General features: G+C 67.2%; 14 protein-coding genes. 8 read left to right on the top strand and 6 right to left on the bottom strand.

Features of this window, described 5'->3' with window-relative positions; translation table 11 throughout:
• Positions 1-409 precede the first annotated feature (409 nt).
• Together ACVWZ8_RS02480 and ACVWZ8_RS02475 are read left to right on the top strand one after the other, a co-directional pair.
• The gene (locus ACVWZ8_RS02480) at positions 410-1,174 is read left to right on the top strand and encodes an RNA polymerase sigma factor (RefSeq protein WP_456503673.1); all 765 of its coding nucleotides are present in this window, start codon (positions 410-412) and stop codon (positions 1,172-1,174) included.
• Positions 1,171-1,443, top strand: a complete 273-nt coding sequence (locus ACVWZ8_RS02475; protein WP_456503672.1) for a hypothetical protein — start codon at positions 1,171-1,173, stop codon at positions 1,441-1,443. The genes ACVWZ8_RS02480 and ACVWZ8_RS02475 overlap by 4 nt, the downstream gene beginning before the upstream one ends.
• A gap of 8 nt (positions 1,444-1,451) precedes the next feature.
• On the opposite strand, the gene ACVWZ8_RS02470 is transcribed toward ACVWZ8_RS02475, so the two are convergent.
• The 3 genes from ACVWZ8_RS02470 to ACVWZ8_RS02460 all read right to left on the bottom strand — a co-directional run bounded on the left by ACVWZ8_RS02470 (position 1,452) and on the right by ACVWZ8_RS02460 (position 4,200).
• The gene (locus tag ACVWZ8_RS02470) at positions 1,452-1,700 is read right to left on the bottom strand and encodes a hypothetical protein (protein WP_426976413.1); all 249 of its coding nucleotides are present in this window, start codon (positions 1,698-1,700) and stop codon (positions 1,452-1,454) included.
• The gene (locus tag ACVWZ8_RS02465) at positions 1,693-3,129 is read right to left on the bottom strand and encodes a flotillin family protein (RefSeq protein WP_426976414.1); all 1,437 of its coding nucleotides are present in this window, start codon (positions 3,127-3,129) and stop codon (positions 1,693-1,695) included. Before ACVWZ8_RS02465 ends, ACVWZ8_RS02470 begins: the two co-directional genes overlap by 8 nt.
• Positions 3,130-3,330: 201 nt before the next feature.
• Positions 3,331-4,200, bottom strand: coding sequence for an HNH endonuclease (locus ACVWZ8_RS02460; protein ID WP_456503671.1), 870 nt, complete (start codon positions 4,198-4,200; stop codon positions 3,331-3,333).
• Positions 4,201-4,254: 54 nt separating this feature from the next.
• On the opposite strand from ACVWZ8_RS02460, the gene ACVWZ8_RS02455 reads away from it, so the two are divergent.
• Positions 4,255-4,434: a hypothetical protein gene (locus tag ACVWZ8_RS02455; RefSeq protein WP_426976416.1), complete on the top strand. Its 180-nt coding sequence runs from the start codon at positions 4,255-4,257 to the stop codon at positions 4,432-4,434.
• A gap of 908 nt (positions 4,435-5,342) precedes the next feature.
• Here the strand turns inward: ACVWZ8_RS02455 and ACVWZ8_RS02450 are convergent.
• A complete protein-coding gene (locus ACVWZ8_RS02450; protein WP_426976417.1) occupies positions 5,343-5,810 on the bottom strand; it encodes a DUF4383 domain-containing protein in 468 nt (155 codons plus the stop codon).
• Positions 5,811-5,954: 144 nt separating this feature from the next.
• Here ACVWZ8_RS02450 and ACVWZ8_RS02445 point away from each other — a divergent pair, with 144 nt between their 5' ends.
• On the top strand, positions 5,955-7,271 hold the full coding sequence (locus tag ACVWZ8_RS02445; RefSeq protein WP_456503670.1) for a cell division protein PerM: 1,317 nt from the start codon (positions 5,955-5,957) through the stop codon (positions 7,269-7,271).
• Positions 7,272-7,319: 48 nt separating this feature from the next.
• Here the strand turns inward: ACVWZ8_RS02445 and ACVWZ8_RS02440 are convergent, their stop codons facing one another.
• On the bottom strand, positions 7,320-7,760 hold the full coding sequence (locus ACVWZ8_RS02440; protein ID WP_456503669.1) for a hypothetical protein: 441 nt from the start codon (positions 7,758-7,760) through the stop codon (positions 7,320-7,322).
• Between the two features lie 39 nt (positions 7,761-7,799).
• On the opposite strand from ACVWZ8_RS02440, the gene purN reads away from it, so the two are divergent.
• A complete protein-coding gene (purN, locus tag ACVWZ8_RS02435; RefSeq protein ID WP_426976420.1) occupies positions 7,800-8,381 on the top strand; it encodes a phosphoribosylglycinamide formyltransferase in 582 nt (193 codons plus the stop codon).
• Between the two features lie 132 nt (positions 8,382-8,513).
• Positions 8,514-10,016, top strand: a complete 1,503-nt coding sequence (locus ACVWZ8_RS02430; protein WP_456503668.1) for an exosporium protein — start codon at positions 8,514-8,516, stop codon at positions 10,014-10,016.
• 163 nt (positions 10,017-10,179) lie between these two features.
• Here ACVWZ8_RS02430 and ACVWZ8_RS02425 read toward each other — a convergent pair whose 3' ends face one another.
• Positions 10,180-11,532 (bottom strand): MFS transporter, encoded by a 1,353-nt coding sequence (locus ACVWZ8_RS02425; RefSeq protein ID WP_456503667.1) that lies wholly within the window; start codon positions 11,530-11,532, stop codon positions 10,180-10,182.
• A gap of 151 nt (positions 11,533-11,683) precedes the next feature.
• Here ACVWZ8_RS02425 and purH point away from each other — a divergent pair, with 151 nt between their 5' ends.
• Both purH and ACVWZ8_RS02415 read left to right on the top strand, forming a co-directional pair.
• On the top strand, positions 11,684-13,378 hold the full coding sequence (purH, locus tag ACVWZ8_RS02420; protein ID WP_456503666.1) for a bifunctional phosphoribosylaminoimidazolecarboxamide formyltransferase/IMP cyclohydrolase: 1,695 nt from the start codon (positions 11,684-11,686) through the stop codon (positions 13,376-13,378).
• Between the two features lie 718 nt (positions 13,379-14,096).
• Positions 14,097-16,316 (top strand): NADP-dependent isocitrate dehydrogenase, encoded by a 2,220-nt coding sequence (locus ACVWZ8_RS02415; protein WP_456503665.1) that lies wholly within the window; start codon positions 14,097-14,099, stop codon positions 16,314-16,316.
• Positions 16,317-16,451 lie beyond the last annotated feature (135 nt).

The raw sequence follows: 16,451 nt of genomic DNA, 5'->3' as shown, positions 1-16,451 counted from the left end.
TTTGCGTTGGGGAAACACCGGCGCCTCCGGAGGGCCAGGGAATGGCTGACGCTGCTGAAGTGTGCCGGTTGGGCGAAGACGTCCATGGCAAGTTAGTAGCGGCTCGACGGCGGATCTTACCGGAGAGGGGCCGCCGGATCTTGGGGGCGGGGGGATCCGGGTACGGGCTGCACGGAATGCCTTCAGTTTTCCGGGTAAGACGGCCGACGCCTCAGACACTAACTGGATATGAGAAACCATCACTCTGTCCCCCCGGCCGCCGGTGCGGCCGATGGGAATATCCACTCACCGGAAGCCGGTGGCAGGGACCAGGACAGTACCGTCGCCTGGCGCCGAAGGCTACTGCGGTCGGCAGGATTTCCTGATAGTCTGGCGCACCTGCTGGCAGCAACGCCCGGGACGGACATTCATGCCCTGCTCAATCTGGTGGACCGCGGCTGCCCGCCGGAACTGGCTGCCCGAATTCTCGGGCCGCGCCCTGACCCCGGATGGCGGGAGTGAGCCGATGGCTTCGTTGGATGGCCCCGAGCTGGCGGATGCGGATCCTGTGCGGACGGAACGAGTCCGGGACACTTGGGTGGAGCTGCTCAGCTCGCCGGGACCGGGCCGCGACGAGGCGTTGGCCAGGCTGCACGGACTCCTGCTGAAGGCCGCCCGCCATCAGGTGTCGCAGATGCTGTCCCGGCTGCCGGCCATCGGCCAGGCGCGCTGGGACGATTTGGTCAACCAGGCGGCGGACGAAGCCATGGTTGCGGTGCTGGCAAAGCTACCCAGCTTCCAAGGCCGGAGCCAGTTCACCACCTGGGCCTACAAATTCGGCATCCTGCACGCCGCCGTGGAGGTCCGACGCAACCTGTGGCGCAACCGCGAGGTCCCGCTGGAGAACATGCCGGAGCCGGCCGCCGTCGGGACCTCCCCCGAACAGCTTGCCGAAGCAGCCGACTTTTCCAACGCTGTCAGCAGCGCCATCGACCAGGTGCTGACTGCGCATCAGCGAAGGGTGGTGCTGGCGCTGCTCGTTGACGACGTACCGGTCGATGTTCTCGCCGACAGGCTGGGCACCACGCGCAATGCCCTGTACAAGACGCTCCACGACGCCCGGGGCCGGCTCCGCACGCGGTTGACGGTTGACGGTTACCTGGTGCCCACCACAGCGAAGGAGGGGATCCTATGACCAGATCGCACCGGACGTTGTCGAGGGAGGCAGCCGCCCGGCTCACCGTGGCCGCAGAGCCCTGGCTGTCCTGCGATGACTGCTTCGAGCAGATTGACGAGTATGTCGAGCAGGTGCTGGCTGGCACAGCCGCGAGCATGCCGGCCATGCGCGCCCACCTGATCGGGTGTGCTGCCTGTGGTGAGGAAGCCCGGTCCCTGCTGCTTCTTGTGGCGGAGGACGAGGGCATTGATCCAGGCCCCGGACTACGCCTCCTCACCTACCGGTGACATTTTTCTCAACCGCCCGGGCCCTTCTTGAGGACGTCCGGCAGTTCATCAACGTAGAGGGTTTGCGGCGGCTCGTAGTAGATGACCAGGACCTCCTCGCCGACTGCGAAGACACTGGTCTTGTCGAAGGGGTGGGCGTGGAACGCGCTGGTGCCGCCCCGGAACGGCAGCATGACTTCTCCGATGGTGCCCGGCCCGATGCGTCCCGTAACCCGTCCGATTCTGCCGGTGAGGCTGCGGTCAACGTCTTTATGCATCGGGGCTTTTCGGGGGCTGTTTGGTTGCTTCCTTGCCGTTCCGGAGCGCGGATCGGAGGGCCGGAAGGTAATCCCCCACCTGGGCCAGGATCCCGCCGATCATGCGGTTGATGCCTTCGCCGCCGTTGAGGACGGTGAGCTGCCCGACATGGGCAAACGGTTCGGCTGCGGCCGCGACGATGGCGGGCATGTTCTCGGCGAGCTGCTGGGAGATGACGGCCTCCTGGTTGGTTCCAAGGGCTTCGGCGCGTGCCTTGATGCCGTCCGCCTCGGCCAAGGCCTTGGCTTTGATGGCGGAGGCAGCGGCATCACCGCGTGCTTTCGTGGCCGCCGCCTCCGCTTCGCCGGTGACCCGGGTGGCTCCGGCCGCGGCTGCCGCCGCCGTGGCGTTGGCCTGGGCCTGCAGTTCCGTACGCCTGGCGTTGACCTGTGCTTCGAGTTCCGTGCGCCGGGCCAGCGCTTCGGCCGCGCTGATGTCGGCCGACTTCTGGCCTTCGGCATCGGTGCGCTTGGCATAGGCCTTGGCATCGGCGGGCTTGCGGACGGTGGTCTGCAGCTTTTGCTCCTCACGGTCCGCCTCGAGCTTGGCCACTTCAGTCTCCTGGACCACCACCTGCTGGCGGGCTGTCGCATCGGCGAGCGGCCCGGCCTGGGCGGCATTTGCCTTGGCCCGTTCGGCGTTGGCCTGTGCCACGGACTGCCGGATCGCCGAGATACTCTGTGCGTCGGCGATCAGGGCCTCCGCTTCGGCTTCCTTTTCCGCTGCCTCACGGTTCCTGGTGGCCTCGGCGATGCGAGCCTCCATCTTGACCTGGGCAATATGCGGTTTGGCGATGTTCTGGATGTAGCCCGTTGGATCCTGGAGGTCCTTGATCTGCAGCGAATCGACCACCAGCCCGAGCTTTTCCATTTCAACACCGCTGGCGCCGCGGACTTGCGATGCCAGTTTGTCTCGCTCGCGGATGATTTCTTCCATCGTCATACTGCCGATGATGGAGCGCAGGTGCCCTTCAAAGACGTTGTACACCTGACTTTCCATTTTGGGCTGCTGGCCGAGGAACCGGCGTGCGGCGTTGGCAATGAAAGGCGGGGCGTCGCCGATCTTGTAGATGACCACGCCTTCGACGATCACCTGGATGCCCTGGGACGTCACGCAGGAGACTTTGAGTTCGGTTTCGTTCAGCGTCAGGGACAAGGTCCGAACGGTCTGCAGCCCCGGCAATACGAGTGCCCCCTTGCCGGTGACGATCTTGAAGTCCATGCCCTCCCTGGTGTCCAGGGTTCCCCGGGTCAGCCCCGAAATGATGAGGGCCTCATTCGGCTCGGCCACCTTCCACATCAGTTTTGTTGCAATCCAAATAACGCCGACGACGACGATCGCTCCAATGAGCGTGGAGACAAGCGGAAGGAATGCTGACACATCCGGCATATCCGGTCCTTTCACGATGCTGGAAAAGGTATCCGGCCAAGCCCCCCCAACGACGCCGCTGACAGAACCCGGCCGGACTTGAATGCGCAAGGCGGGGCCGCCAAGTCAGCTGTTGTAGACAGTCTGTGTGGCTCTTCGTCGGGAAGTCCATAGTGCGGTGCCGGTTTTTTGCTGTCGGCACGGGCTGCAAGGGACAAGCCGCTAGTCTCCCAGCATCTTCCGTGCTGCCTGCTGGGCCTCGAGTTCCCCGGGCGAGACGGTGCCTCCGCTCAGGAACCCGGCGCCGCCGATGATCCGGCGCAGCTCGGCCACCGTGCGCGGGGTGCCGACGCCGAGGTGTGCCATGGCGTGGCAGTTGGCGCAGAGCGGCACCAGGTCCGTGACCGGATCCAGTTGATAGCCGCTGCCCAGCTGGGATGCCGGCACGAGGTGGTGGACGTGGCTGAAGTCTTTGCCGATCTCTCCGTATGCGACTTCGAAGGAGAACCCGCAGGCCGCGCAGCTGGTGCCATGATGCGCCATGCAGGCGCGCCGGGCCTCCGGGCTTCTCTCGTAGCGGTTCACGAGGACCCGGGTGACCGCGGCTTCCGGGTAGGTGCCGGGGACGGGCTGCGTGGGATCGGGGCCATGCGGCGGCCCGAAGTCGCTCCAGACCGCCCGGATCGCCGCCTCGTCGCTGGGCCCGAGGGATTCGCCGGAACCGGGGACCGCATCCCACGGCACTTTGGGCACGGCCTCTTTGAGGACTGCTGCGGGAACCTGTTCGCCGAGGGGGAGGAGGGCATCGAAAGTCACCAGCACGGACAGCTCCCCGGTCCCGGTCTCCGCCTGCTCCGGCAGCTCGGGTGCGGGTTCGGGATGCTCCGAGACGACCACGCCGTGGCCGATCATTCCGCCGGCGTGGCCACCCTGGAGGACCAGCCAGGCATCGGCGCCGGCGGGGATGTTCCGGTGCTGGCCCACGCCCCAACGCTCCACGCGCAGGCCGGTCAACCCGATCTGGGCTACCGCTGCCGGGTAGTTCCAGCGGTCCCAGTTTTCAGGGTTCCACCCCAGAATGATGGCTGTCATCTGGCCATTCTCGCAGTAGTCAACGGCGGTAAAATTAACCTAGAGGTGTTGGACATGACTGGATCCATTGCAGTCTTTCTGATCATCCTGGCAGCGGTCGTCCTGCTCGCGGTCGTTGGCACGGTGGTGGTTGTCATCCGCGACGGCCGTGGCCAGGTTCCGGCGGAAAAATCGGAGCGCCCGTGGACCGCGGGAAACCTGCCGAGCCTGCCGTACTCCCTCATCCGCTTTTAGTTGCGGCGATCCGTGCGGGCACGGTGTGCCCTCCGGCGTGGGCGATCCTCGGGCGTGGGCGATTTGCCACAATCGGCCGCTAAGCAGTGCCGCTTAGCGGCCGATTGCGGCAAACCGCAGTTCACTCGGCAGACCAAGGCCGCACCCGGCTTCACCCGGTAAAACCCCGGTCTGCTCGGCCCGGGCAGGCCACTTCGCCCAAGCCCCGGCCCGAGGCGGCAAAGGCGTCCGTAGCGGTCGGCCAGTTCTTCCGGCGTCGGCCCGCCGTCGAGCCGGCACCACGCCGGTACACATGGTTGTGACCGCCCGATTGCCCTCCCATGGGTGGGGCGTGTCGGACAGCAATGTGCTCCGCTCGTGCCGATCCGTCGAGGCCTCGGATCTCGCTGAGGGCGACAATGGCGGGCTCGCCGCGGTGGGCGTGGAACAGCGTGAGGCAACGGATGAGCCGGTCGAAGAGGTCCAGCGCCGGCTGCGGACCGTCGGCCTGGGCTGCCGTGCTCCGATCCCAGAGCCTGATACCGCCGTTGCGCGCCCAGGCGGGCAGGGCCGGGCAGGGCGGGGCAGCGGCGAGTCCTCGAGTCGCCGGAGATGGCCGCTAAGCGAGGGTACTTAGCGGCCGTTTGCGGCGAATGGCGGGGTCTGGGGGCGGGGAGGCCTCGGAACTCACAGGGTCGATCATCGCTCAGGCTCATCGACGGGAGACCTTGACCGCCCACCCGCGGAACCGTCCGCCCTTGACCGCCGCCCGCCCACCCGGCCCACCCACGGAACCGTCCGCCGTCGTCCGCTGGACATAGGGAAGCTGGTGCAGCCACCGCGAGGCGCCTGCACCAGCAGGTAGTACGAATTTTCAGATTGCTATGAAACGTTACTCATTCGCGGCTCCCTTTTTCCCGGTTGTTCACTTACCGGGTTTGTGCGTCGTCAGCCAGATGCCTCGACATCAGCCAACCGGCGCCAACCATTGCTACGCCCAGCACCATGTGGGTCCAGTTGTCCATGGTGTTCAGCGACAGGAAGTTGGCCGCCGACCCCACGCCGACGATAAGCCCATAAACGCTAAGGACGATGTACAGCAGACCGAAGCCCATGAGGAAATTCCGGGCGCCCATGGCGTTCCGGGACATGACCCAGCCTGTGGCGCCGATCGCGAGCTGAACGATATTCAGCAACATCGACACCTGGAACAGGTTCAGGAACATGGCCCTGGAATCGGGCCCGAAGAACCTTAGTTCGCTGTACTGCGTCGTGATGCCCGGGATGAACCCGAGGACACCTACGACAATGAGGACGATACCTACACCCATGCCGACATTCTGAACATCTGTCCGTCCGAAGTGAATGCCATGTGCATGTGGAGATGCGGTAGTCATTTTCTGCCTCCAACCACTGATTGCGGACACTCCAATTTTACGGCGGGCCTCTGGAAAAAGCTCGCTCAGTCCCGGCGCCGAATTCGGGTTTCTTGAGCCTGTCGCGACCGTTCCGGAGGCCCGTGCATGGCACCATGGAACACGATGAAACTGCGCGCTGATCAGACCGGAGAACGTGGACTTCCGATGCCCTTGTGGCTGCAGGGAGCCCTCGAATCCGCACAGGCCGCGGTTATCTCCGCCCTGGTGGTGGCAGCCCCGATCATCGCGGTGTGGGCCACGGCCGGTTTCCAGCACGGCGGTGCCGATGTCCTCGCGCGGCTCGCCGGCCAGGCCTGGCTGCTGATCCACGGCGTTCCGCTGATGCTGGACACCGTGGGAGCCGGCGCCGCGGCCCGGCCGGAACCGGGGGCCCTCTCGCTGATCCCGCTGGGATTGACCCTCATCCCGTTCCTGTTCGCCTGGCGTGCCGGCCGCCGGCTGGCCCGGGCCTCCTACACGGACCAGCTCTGGCAGGCGCTGCTGGGATCCTGGCTCGTCTACGCCGGCTTCGGGCTGGCCACGGGCTTCATCTGCCGCACTTCCGACGTCGGCATCAGCCTCTGGGCCGCCGCGCTGGCCCCGCTGGTGCCGTTTGCGCTGGGCATGGTGATCGGCGCCCGCCGGGAGGCCGGTTCCTGGAGTCGGCTGATCGGCGTCGACGCGGTGGCCTGGCTGTCCAAAACCAGCCAGCACTCGCGCTGGGCCGGCTCCTACCTCGGCTCCGCGATCAAGGCCGGCTCCGTGGCGCTGATGGCGAGCCTGGCGATGTCCGGCGTGCTGCTTGCCGTCGACCTGTTCATCCACTGGAACCTGGTCGTCGCCGTCTATGAAGCGCTCGACGCCGGAGCCATGGGAGGAGCGGTGCTCACCATCGCGCAGCTCGGCTTCCTGCCCAACCTTGCGGTGTTCGCGCTCGCCTGGATTTCCGGCTCCGGGTTCGCGCTGGGCGTCGGATCGCAGGCCGGGTCGCTCGGCACCGCCGTCGGGCCGCTGCCCTCCATCCCGGTGTTCGCGGCCCTGCCCGCCGGTTCGCTGGACTACGGCTTCGCCGCCCTGGTGGTGCCGGTGCTCGCGGGGACCTTGGCCGGCTGGTGGTTCCTGCGCGAAGGCGAAAACCACTTCGACGAATGGCTGTCAATCAAGATCCGCGCCCGCTGGTTCACCGCCGCGGCCTCCACCCTGGTCCTGGGCGTCATGATCGGCAGCGTTGCCGGGCTGTTCGCCGCGGGGCTGGCCTGGCTGGCCCGCGGCTCCGCCGGCGTGGGGCGGCTCACGGACATCGGCCCGGACCCGTTCCGGACGGCGCTGTTCGTGGCCGCGGAGGTGGGGATCGGCGTCGTGATCGGCTACGCGGCGGGACCCTGGCTGGAACGCCAGCAGAAGCTGCGCGAAGCGGACCTGGAAACCGCCGCCAACTGACGCGGCGGCGCCCTTTTCGGTGCTCGGCGCCGGATGTGGGGCGCTGCGCTAGCGTAGCTGCACCGGCATCGACTTCTCCAGCTGCGTCCTGCACCCGGAGGCGGCCTGCTCGGTGAGGGCGTGGCGGACGCACTGCTGGTAGTCCCGGACCTGGGTGAAGAACAGCGCCGAGGTCAGCACCAGCAGCACCTGCACCGCCGCGACCACCAGCCCGGAAATCGCCCCGAAAAGCACGAGCTTGGACTCCTTGAGCTTCGCGGCCCGGACGAGGACCATGATGCCAAGCACGATGGCGGCTGCGGTGAGGATCGCGCTCAGCCACAGGTAGTTGATGTCCAGCTGGTACACGAAGAACGATCCCAGGACCACCACGACGAAGGTGCGGAACAGAATGTGCGTCTTCAGCAGGGAGGCCTTGGCCGCGTCGCTGAGCGGCTGCTGGCTCCGCCGGCTGTCCTGCCTGTCGGCGGGGTCGTTCGGGGGATTCATGTTTTCCAGCCTACGCGAGCGGCCCCATAAGCTAGGACCATGCGCATAGTTGTCCTCGTTTCCGGCACCGGCTCCAACCTCCAGGCTCTCATCGACGCCGTGACAGAGGGCAGGCTCGACGTCGAGATCGCCGCCGTCGGCGCCGACCGGCCTGGGACCTACGGCGTCGAGCGCTCCGCCGCGGCCGGAATCCCGACCTTCGTGGTGGACTTCAAGGCCTACCCGGACCGGGCGGCCTGGAACGGGGCGCTCACCGAAGCTGTGGCCGCCTACCAGCCGGACGTCGTGGTCTCCTCGGGGTTCATGCGGATCGTCAGCGCCGACTTCATCGATGCCTTCGGCGGCAAGTACCTGAACACCCACCCGGCGCTGCTGCCGTCCTTCCCAGGTGCCCATGGGGTGCGCGACGCCCTCGCCTACGGCGTGAAGGTCACCGGCTGCACGGTGCACTGGGCCGACACGGGCGTGGACACGGGCCCCATCATCGCGCAGGAGGCCGTGGCGGTCGGGGAGGGCGAGGGCGAGGAGTCCCTGCACGAGCGCATCAAGGTCGTGGAGCGCCGGCTGCTCGTGTCCACGCTGGCCGCGCTCGCCGCGGAGCAGTTCCTGAGGTACAAGTAGGCCGCTTCTAAAAGACGGGTGCCCCCCCACGGAAGACGGGTAGCGGAACAGCCGCAAGCCGCTGGTTGCAGTGCGATTTAGGCCATAGTCAGGCGCCCTCGAAACCATTTTTTCCTGACCAGGGGGGATTCCATGTCTTCAATCAGCTTTGTCAAAACCAGTCCGAAAATTCTTTGTCTTACAGCGGCACTCGTGCTCGGCACGGGTGCCGTGGTCTATGCAGCGGGGACAACGACCGCCGTCAGCGGTGAGATTAAGGGGTGTTACAACAACAACAACGGCGGCGGACTCCGGGTGCTTTCCGCCGGCGCGGGCTGCGACCTCAAAAAGGAGACTCCGATCACCTGGAACAGCCAGGGCGTGCCGGGCTTGCAGGGCCTCACCGGCGTAACTGGCGCTGCTGGGCCGGCTGGGGCGATTGGTGCCATGGGCCCGGCCGGCGCTGATGGCGCGATTGGTGCCATCGGTTCCCAGGGCGTTCCGGGCGACGCTGGTGCGGCTGGTGCGCAGGGCGAGAAGGGCGACGTAGGTGCGCAGGGCGAGAAGGGCGACGTGGGTGCGCAGGGCGAGACTGGTGCGGCTGGTGCGGCTGGTGCTGATGGCGCGACAGGTGCGCAGGGTGAGACTGGTGCGGCTGGTGCTGATGGCGCGGCTGGTGCTGATGGCGCGATTGGTGCGACAGGTGCGGCTGGTGCTGATGGCGCGATTGGTGCGACAGGTGCGGCTGGTGCTGATGGCGCGATTGGTGCCACAGGTGCGCAGGGTGAGAAGGGCAACGTCGGCGAGACCGGCGCAACGGGTTCCCAGGGTTTGATGGGGCTCCTGGGTCTCACGGGTGCAACCGGTGAGACCGGTGCTATGGGTCCGATGGGCCTCCAGGGCGACAAGGGCGACAAGGGTGACGTCGGCGAGACCGGCGCAACGGGTTCCCAGGGTTTGATGGGGCTCCTGGGCCTCACGGGTGCAACCGGTGAGACCGGTGCCATGGGCCCGATGGGCCTCCAAGGCGACAAGGGCGACAAGGGCGACAAGGGCGACAAGGGTGACGTCGGCGAGACCGGCGCAACGGGTTCCCAGGGTTTGATGGGGCTCCTGGGTCTCACGGGTGCAACCGGTGAGACCGGTGCCATGGGTCCGATGGGCCTCCAGGGCGACAAGGGCGACAAGGGTGACGTCGGCGAGACCGGCGCAACGGGTTCCCAGGGTTTGATGGGGCTCCTGGGTCTCACGGGTGCAACCGGTGAGACCGGTGCCATGGGTCCGATGGGCCCCGTGGGCCTCAAGGGCGACACCGGTGCGCAGGGAGCAGCCGGAGCAGTTGGTCCGGCTGGTGCAACGGGCGCTGTTGGTGCCACAGGTGCAATCGGCGCGACAGGGGCCACCGGAGCGGCAGCTTCGACTAGCGTGACCGTGGTGACTGTCAGCGGTACCGGAAGCAACACGTCGGCCACGGCCGCGTGCCCGGCCGGCCGTGTCGCGGTGGCCGGAGGCTTCACCATCACCGAGAGTAGCCAAAACGCGGTGAGTTCAAGCAAGCCGGTACCAACCACAGGGGTGCCCACAGGCTGGACAGTGACCCAGTCCAAGGCAGCGAACGCGTCGGCCTTCACGGTCTACGTGACCTGCATCCAGTAGTTCACCACCGACACAAGCGCGGCGGCGCCCCCAGCAGCGAAGCTGAGGGGCGCCGTCGTACGTTCTGCTCAGCTACGCTCCAGTCCCCAGGTAGCTAGCAGTTGTCGTCGTTCAGGGCGCCCAATACGACAACAACTGCGGGCCAGTTGGGGAGGGGACACCGTTACTCGAGCCGGCGCTGCTTGGTCTCGGGGGAGAAGAAGGCCATCCACAGCACTGACAGCAGCACCAGCCCGCCGGCCAGGGCGAACGACGTCGCCAGTCCCAGTTCGGGCCACAGGAACGCCGCGAAGACCAGCGGGCCGAAGCCGGCGCCAAGCCGGGAGAACGTCGAGGCCCAGCCGAAGCCGGAGCCGCGGAGCTCGGTCGGGTACAGCTCGGAGACGTAGGCGTAGAGCACGGGGATGGCCACCTGGACCACGAAGCCGAACACCAGCAGCCAGAACACGGCCGCCGTCGGGATGTCCACCACGATCGCCACGATCACCAGGGTCAGCGCGGACAGCGGGCCGGTGACGGCCAGGATCCACTTCCGGCCCACCCGCTCCACCAGCAGTGCGGCCACCACCACGCCCAGGAGCCCGACGGCGGCCATGGACGCCGTCGTGAGGAAGGCCTTGTACTCCTCGAAGCCGGCACCGATCAGGATCCGCGGCATCCAGGTCAGGGACAGGTAGTAGACCAGCAGGATGCTGAAGAACAGCAACCAGGCCGCCGTCGTGATCTTCCAGCTGAACTTCCACAGCAGGCTCAGCTGGGTCCACGCGCTGCCCGCGGAAAGCCGCGGGGCGTCCAGGGCCTCGGGCAGGCTGTAGGCGCGGGGCTCGGCGCCGGTGGCGTCGACGAGGTCGTCGATGACCTTGGCGGCCTCCTCGCGGCGGCCCTTGCGGATCAGGAACAAGGGGGACTCGGGGACGCTGCGCCGGACCCAGAACACCAGCAGCGCGGGAAGCACCATCACGAGCATGGTCAGGCGCCAGTCGGCGAAGGCCGCGATGAGGCCGGCGGAGACGAAACCACAGAGTGCTGCGCCGATCGGCCACCAGCCGTCCATCGCCGTGAGGACCCGGCCGCGCTGCTTGCGGGGCGTGAATTCGCCCACCAGGGCGTAGTCCACAGGGATGCAGCCGCCCAGGCCGAACCCGGCCATGAACCGGAACATGCAGAACCAGAGGAAGTCGGGGGAGAAGGCGCCCAGCACGGTGAAGAGCGAGAAGATCAGCAAGGTGGCGGTGAAGGCCTTCTTGCGTCCGATGGTGTCGGCGATGGTGCCCCAGATGAAGGCGCCGAGTGCCATGCCGATCAGGTTCGAGGCCCCGATCCAGGCGGCCTCGCCCGGGCTGAGCTGCCAGTGCTTCGAAAGCAGCGGGATCAGGATGCCGTTGAGCGTGACGTCCCAGGCGTCGAACATGAAGCCCAGTCCGCCGATCAGGAAAATCCGTCCCTGCACTTTCCAGCGCCACGGCAGTTCCTGGACCACCTGTTCGCCGCTCGGCACAGTGGTGTATGTATTCATCTCAGCCTCCTGTGAAAACTCTACGTTGCGGCGCTCGTCCGGGCATGTGCTTCACACTCCGGCGCGCGGGAAGCACCCAGGTCGTGACGCGATAAACTGGGCCCATCCCCACCACCCGCGGCCGCGCCGCGATATAAGACGGAGACTTTTTGTGAGCTTTACGCCGCTTGACCGTGTATCCATCGACCGTGTTCCCATCCGCCGGGCGCTCATCTCGGTCTACGACAAGACCGGTCTGGAGGAGCTCGCCAGGGGCCTGCACGCCGCCGGCGTCAAGATCGTCTCCACCGGCTCCACCGCCAAGAAGATCGCCGCCGCGGGGATCCCGGTGCAGGAAGTCGAGGAAGTCACCGGCTCACCGGAAATGCTCGACGGCCGCGTCAAGACCCTGCACCCGCGCGTCCACGGCGGCATCCTCGCGGACCGCCGCGTCCCGGCGCACATGGAAACCCTCCAGTCCATGGGCATCGAGCCGTTCGACCTCGTCGTCGTGAACCTCTACCCCTTCGTCGAGACCGTGAAATCCGGCGCCGCGCAGGACGACGTCGTCGAGCAGATCGACATCGGCGGCCCCGCGATGGTCCGCTCGGCCGCGAAGAACCACGCCGCCGTCGCGATCGTGGTGGACCCGTCCTCCTACGGTGCCGTGGTGGCGGCAGCCGCCGCTGGCGGTTTTGACCTGAAGACCCGGCGCCGGCTCGCCGCCAAGGCCTTCGCGCACACCGCCAGCTATGACAACGCCGTGGCGACCTGGACCGCGAGCCAGTTCCTCGATGAGGACGGCGACGGCGTGATCGACTGGCCCGCCTACGCCGGCCTCGCGCTGGAGCGCTCCGAGGTGCTCCGCTACGGCGAAAACCCGCACCAGCAGGCCGCGCTCTACGTCGACAGGGCAGCCCCGGCCGGCATCGCCCAGGCCGACCAGCTGCACGGCAAGGCGATGAGCTACAACAACTTCGTCGACGCCGACGCCGCCCTCCGCGCCGCCTTCGACTTCGCCGGACCCGCCGTGGCGATCATCAAGCACGCCAACCCCTGCGGCGTGGCCGTTGGCTCCGCCTCAGCCGCGGATCCGATCGCCGACGCCCACGCCAAGGCCCACGCCTGCGACCCGGTCTCCGCGTTCGGCGGCGTGATCGCGGCCAACCGCACCGTGACCGCCGGCATGGCCAGGACCGTGGCGGACATCTTCACCGAGGTTGTCATTGCGCCGGGCTTCGAGGACGAGGCCGTGGAGATCCTGTCCAAGAAGAAGAACATCCGGCTCCTGGCGTTGCCCGAGGGCTATGGCCGCTACCCGTCCGAGATCCGCCAGGTCTCCGGAGGCGTGCTGGTGCAGATGTCAGACCGGGTCGACGCCGAGGGCGACAACCCCGCCAACTGGACCCTCGCCGCCGGCGAGGCAGCGGACGCTGCCACCCTGGCCGACCTCGCGTTCGCGTGGACCGCCTGCCGCGCCGCCAAGTCCAACGCCATCCTGCTCGCTGCTGATGGCGCCGCCGTGGGCATCGGCATGGGCCAGGTCAACCGGCTGGATTCCTGCAAGCTTGCTGTCGAGCGGGCCAACTCCCTGGGCGTCACCGTCACGTCCGACGTCGATGCCGCCGGCGGCGCGGCTGGTGCCTCAAATGCAGATGCGAGCGGGGCCCCCGAGCGCGCCCGCGGTGCCGTGGCGGCGTCGGACGCGTTCTTTCCGTTCGCGGACGGGCTGCAGATCCTGATCGACGCCGGCGTCCGCGCCGTCGTCCAGCCCGGCGGATCCGTCCGGGACGAGGAAGTCATCGCCGCGGCCAACGCCGCCGGCATCACGTTGTACTTCACCGGAGCCCGCCACTTCTTCCACTAGGACCTTCGCGGTTCCGTGGTCCCCCAGCTTCATGGTTCCCCGGTTCCCGGTTCCCCGCGCCGCCAAGAATGGACATGCCCTCCCTTCCCGGAGGACATGTCCATTTTTCGTGACCAGGGCTGCGCATATTGGGATTGTGTCCACGCCCCGTCCCGAGGGGAGGGCATGTCCAGTGGTGGCGCGGCTGCGGATGGGAGCCCGGGCGGGGGACATGCTCATTGTTTGCGCTAGCGGCTGGGCACATCGGGTCTGTGTCCACGCCCCGTCCCGGGGGGAGGGCATGTCCAGTGGTGGCGCGGGTGCGGATGGGAGCCCGGGCGGGGGACATGCTCATTTGTTTGCGCCAGCGGCTGGGCACATCGGGTCTGTGTCCCCGCCCCGTCCCGGGGGGAGGGCATGTCCAGTGGTGGCGCGGGTGCGGATGGGAGCCCGGGCGGGGGACATGCTCATTTGTTTGCGCCAGCGGCTGGGCACATCGGGTCTGTGTCCCCGCCCCGTCCCGGGGGGAGGGCATGTCCAGTGGTGGCGCGGCTGCGGATGCGAACCCGGGCGGGGGACATGAGGAACTGTCAATTCTTGTCACAGCGCGTTGCGATGGTCATGGAGGGACAGGCCCACGACGCCGGTAGGCGGCAATCCGGCGACCTCGGGTAAGTTAGAGCTGTCGAAATACACAAGATTCCGGAAATACCCAGACCTTCAGGGAGACGCCCGAGCAATGGCCAAGATTATCTATACCCACACCGACGAAGCGCCGATGCTGGCCACCTATTCGTTCTTGCCGATTGTCGGGGCGTTCGCCTCGACGGCCGGTGTGGAAGTGGAGACCCGCGACATTTCGCTGGCCGGCCGCATCATCGCCGCGTTCGGCGACTACCTCACCGAAGAGCAGCGCGTCAGCGATGCTTTGGCTGAACTGGGCCAGCTCGTCAAGAAGCCCGAAGCCAACATCATCAAGCTGCCGAACATCAGCGCTTCGACACCGCAGCTGAAGGCCGCCGTCGCGGAACTCCAGGGCCAGGGCTACGCCCTCCCGGATTACCCGGACAACCCCTCCTCGGACGAAGAGACGGACATCCGGTCCCGCTACGACAAGATCAAGGGTTCCGCCGTGAACCCGGTGCTGCGCGAAGGCAACTCCGACCGGCGGGCGCCGCTCTCGGTCAAGGCGTACGCCCGCCAGAACCCGCACAGCATGGGCGCCTGGACCCCCGAGTCCAAGACCAACGTCGCCACGATGGGCGCCGATGACTTCCGCTCCAACGAAAAGTCCGTCGTCATCGAGTCGGCCACGAACATCAAGATCCAGCTGGTCAAGGAAGACGGCACGGTCAAGGTCCTCAAGCGCGCCTTCCCCGTCCTCGCCGGCGAGATCATCGACGGCACCGTCATGCGCGCCGCCGCGCTGGATACGTTCCTCGCCGCACAGGTTGCCCGCGCCAAGGAAGAAGGCGTCCTCTTCTCCGCCCACCTCAAGGCCACCATGATGAAGGTCTCCGACCCGATCATCTTCGGCCACGTCGTCAAGGCCTACTTCTCCGAACTTTTCGACACCTACGGCGCCCAGATTGCCGCCGCCGGCCTGAGCCCCAACAACGGCCTGGCCTCCATCCTCAACGGCCTTGCGGACCTCCCCGAGGAGATCCGCGGCGAGGTCGAGGCGGCCATCAAGCAGGGCCTGAATGAGGGCCCGGAGTTGGCCATGGTGGATTCGGACAAGGGCATCACCAACCTGCACGTGCCGTCCGACGTGATCGTGGACGCCTCCATGCCGGCCATGATCCGCAGCTCCGGCCACATGTGGGGCCGGGACGGACAGGAAGCCGACACCCTCGCCGTCCTGCCGGACAGCAGCTACGCCGGCATCTACCAGGTGGTCATCGATGACTGCCGCGCCCACGGCGCCTTCGATCCGACCACCATGGGCACCGTCCCGAACGTCGGCCTGATGGCCCAGGCAGCCGAGGAATACGGCAGCCACGACAAGACCTTCGAGATCCAGTCCGCCGGCACCGTCCAGATCATCGACGACGCCGGCACCGTGCTGATCGAACACCAGGTCGCCCCCGGCGACGTCTGGCGCGCCTGCCAGACCAGGGACGTGCCGATCCGCGACTGGGTCAAGCTGGCCGTCACCCGCGCCCGCGCCTCCGCCGTGCCGGCCGTCTTCTGGCTGGACAAGGGCCGCGCCCACGACGCCCAGATGATCGCCAAGGTCGAGGAATACCTCAAGGACCACGACACCGAGGGCCTGCAACTCGAGATCATGTCCCCGGACGAAGCCACGGCCTTCACCCTGGAGCGCGTCCGCAAGGGCGAGGACACCATCTCGGTGACCGGCAACGTGCTGCGCGACTACCTCACGGACCTGTTCCCGATCCTGGAACTCGGCACCAGCGCCAAGATGCTCTCGGTCGTTCCGCTGATCAACGGCGGCGGGCTCTTCGAGACCGGTGCCGGCGGTTCCGCCCCGAAGCACGTCCAGCAGCTGCTCAAGGAAAACCACCTTCGGTGGGACAGCCTGGGTGAGTTCCTGGCCCTGGCCGTGAGCTTTGAACACCTCGCCACCACCACCGGAAACGCCCGCGCCCAGATCCTGGCCGACACGCTGGACCGTGCCACCGGCACCTTCCTGCTCGAGGACAAGTCCCCCAAGCGCAAGGCCGGCGAGCTGGACAACCGCGGCAGCCACTTCTACCTGGCCAAGTTCTGGGCCCAGGAGCTCTCCCGCCAGAGCGACGACGCCGAGCTGGCCGCCGCTTTCGCTGCGGTCTCCGGCGCGCTGGACTCCAACGAGGACACCATCGTCGGCGAGCTTCTCGCCGTACAGGGCTCCCCGGTCGACATCGGGGGCTACTACCGCCCCGACGAGGCCAAGGTCTCCGCAGTGATGCGCCCCTCGGCCAAGTTCGGCGAAGTGTTGTCCATGCTGGGCTAAGCACCACGCCAGCACGCAGCGCCTGATGAGCGCACCGCCTGAACGGCGCACCGGGAGTTCCCGGTGCGCCGTTCAGGCGTTTAACGGTTCCCTGCCACCGGGGCCTGATCCCGCGAACTCCGTGTAGCCGGAAAA

This window comes from Arthrobacter sp. UYCu723 (assembly GCF_054059215.1).
The sequence above is the reverse complement of the archived record's forward strand: the minus strand, read 5'-3'. Positions and strand labels throughout refer to the sequence as shown.

Excerpts from the sequence above, each read along its gene's own strand:
- ACVWZ8_RS02480 (WP_456503673.1), top strand. The coding sequence starts at position 410 with ATGCCCTGCTCAATCTGGTGGACCGCGGCTGCCCGCCGGAACTGGCTG.
- ACVWZ8_RS02475 (WP_456503672.1), top strand. The coding sequence starts at position 1,171 with ATGACCAGATCGCACCGGACGTTGTCGAGGGAGGCAGCCGCCCGGCTC.
- ACVWZ8_RS02470 (WP_426976413.1), bottom strand. The coding sequence starts at position 1,700 with ATGCATAAAGACGTTGACCGCAGCCTCACCGGCAGAATCGGACGGGTT.
- ACVWZ8_RS02465 (WP_426976414.1), bottom strand. The coding sequence starts at position 3,129 with ATGCCGGATGTGTCAGCATTCCTTCCGCTTGTCTCCACGCTCATTGGA.
- ACVWZ8_RS02460 (WP_456503671.1), bottom strand. The coding sequence starts at position 4,200 with ATGACAGCCATCATTCTGGGGTGGAACCCTGAAAACTGGGACCGCTGG.
- ACVWZ8_RS02455 (WP_426976416.1), top strand. The coding sequence starts at position 4,255 with ATGACTGGATCCATTGCAGTCTTTCTGATCATCCTGGCAGCGGTCGTC.
- ACVWZ8_RS02450 (WP_426976417.1), bottom strand. The coding sequence starts at position 5,810 with ATGACTACCGCATCTCCACATGCACATGGCATTCACTTCGGACGGACA.
- ACVWZ8_RS02445 (WP_456503670.1), top strand. The coding sequence starts at position 5,955 with ATGAAACTGCGCGCTGATCAGACCGGAGAACGTGGACTTCCGATGCCC.
- ACVWZ8_RS02440 (WP_456503669.1), bottom strand. The coding sequence starts at position 7,760 with ATGAATCCCCCGAACGACCCCGCCGACAGGCAGGACAGCCGGCGGAGC.
- purN (WP_426976420.1), top strand. The coding sequence starts at position 7,800 with ATGCGCATAGTTGTCCTCGTTTCCGGCACCGGCTCCAACCTCCAGGCT.
- ACVWZ8_RS02430 (WP_456503668.1), top strand. The coding sequence starts at position 8,514 with ATGTCTTCAATCAGCTTTGTCAAAACCAGTCCGAAAATTCTTTGTCTT.
- ACVWZ8_RS02425 (WP_456503667.1), bottom strand. The coding sequence starts at position 11,532 with ATGAATACATACACCACTGTGCCGAGCGGCGAACAGGTGGTCCAGGAA.
- ACVWZ8_RS02415 (WP_456503665.1), top strand. The coding sequence starts at position 14,097 with ATGGCCAAGATTATCTATACCCACACCGACGAAGCGCCGATGCTGGCC.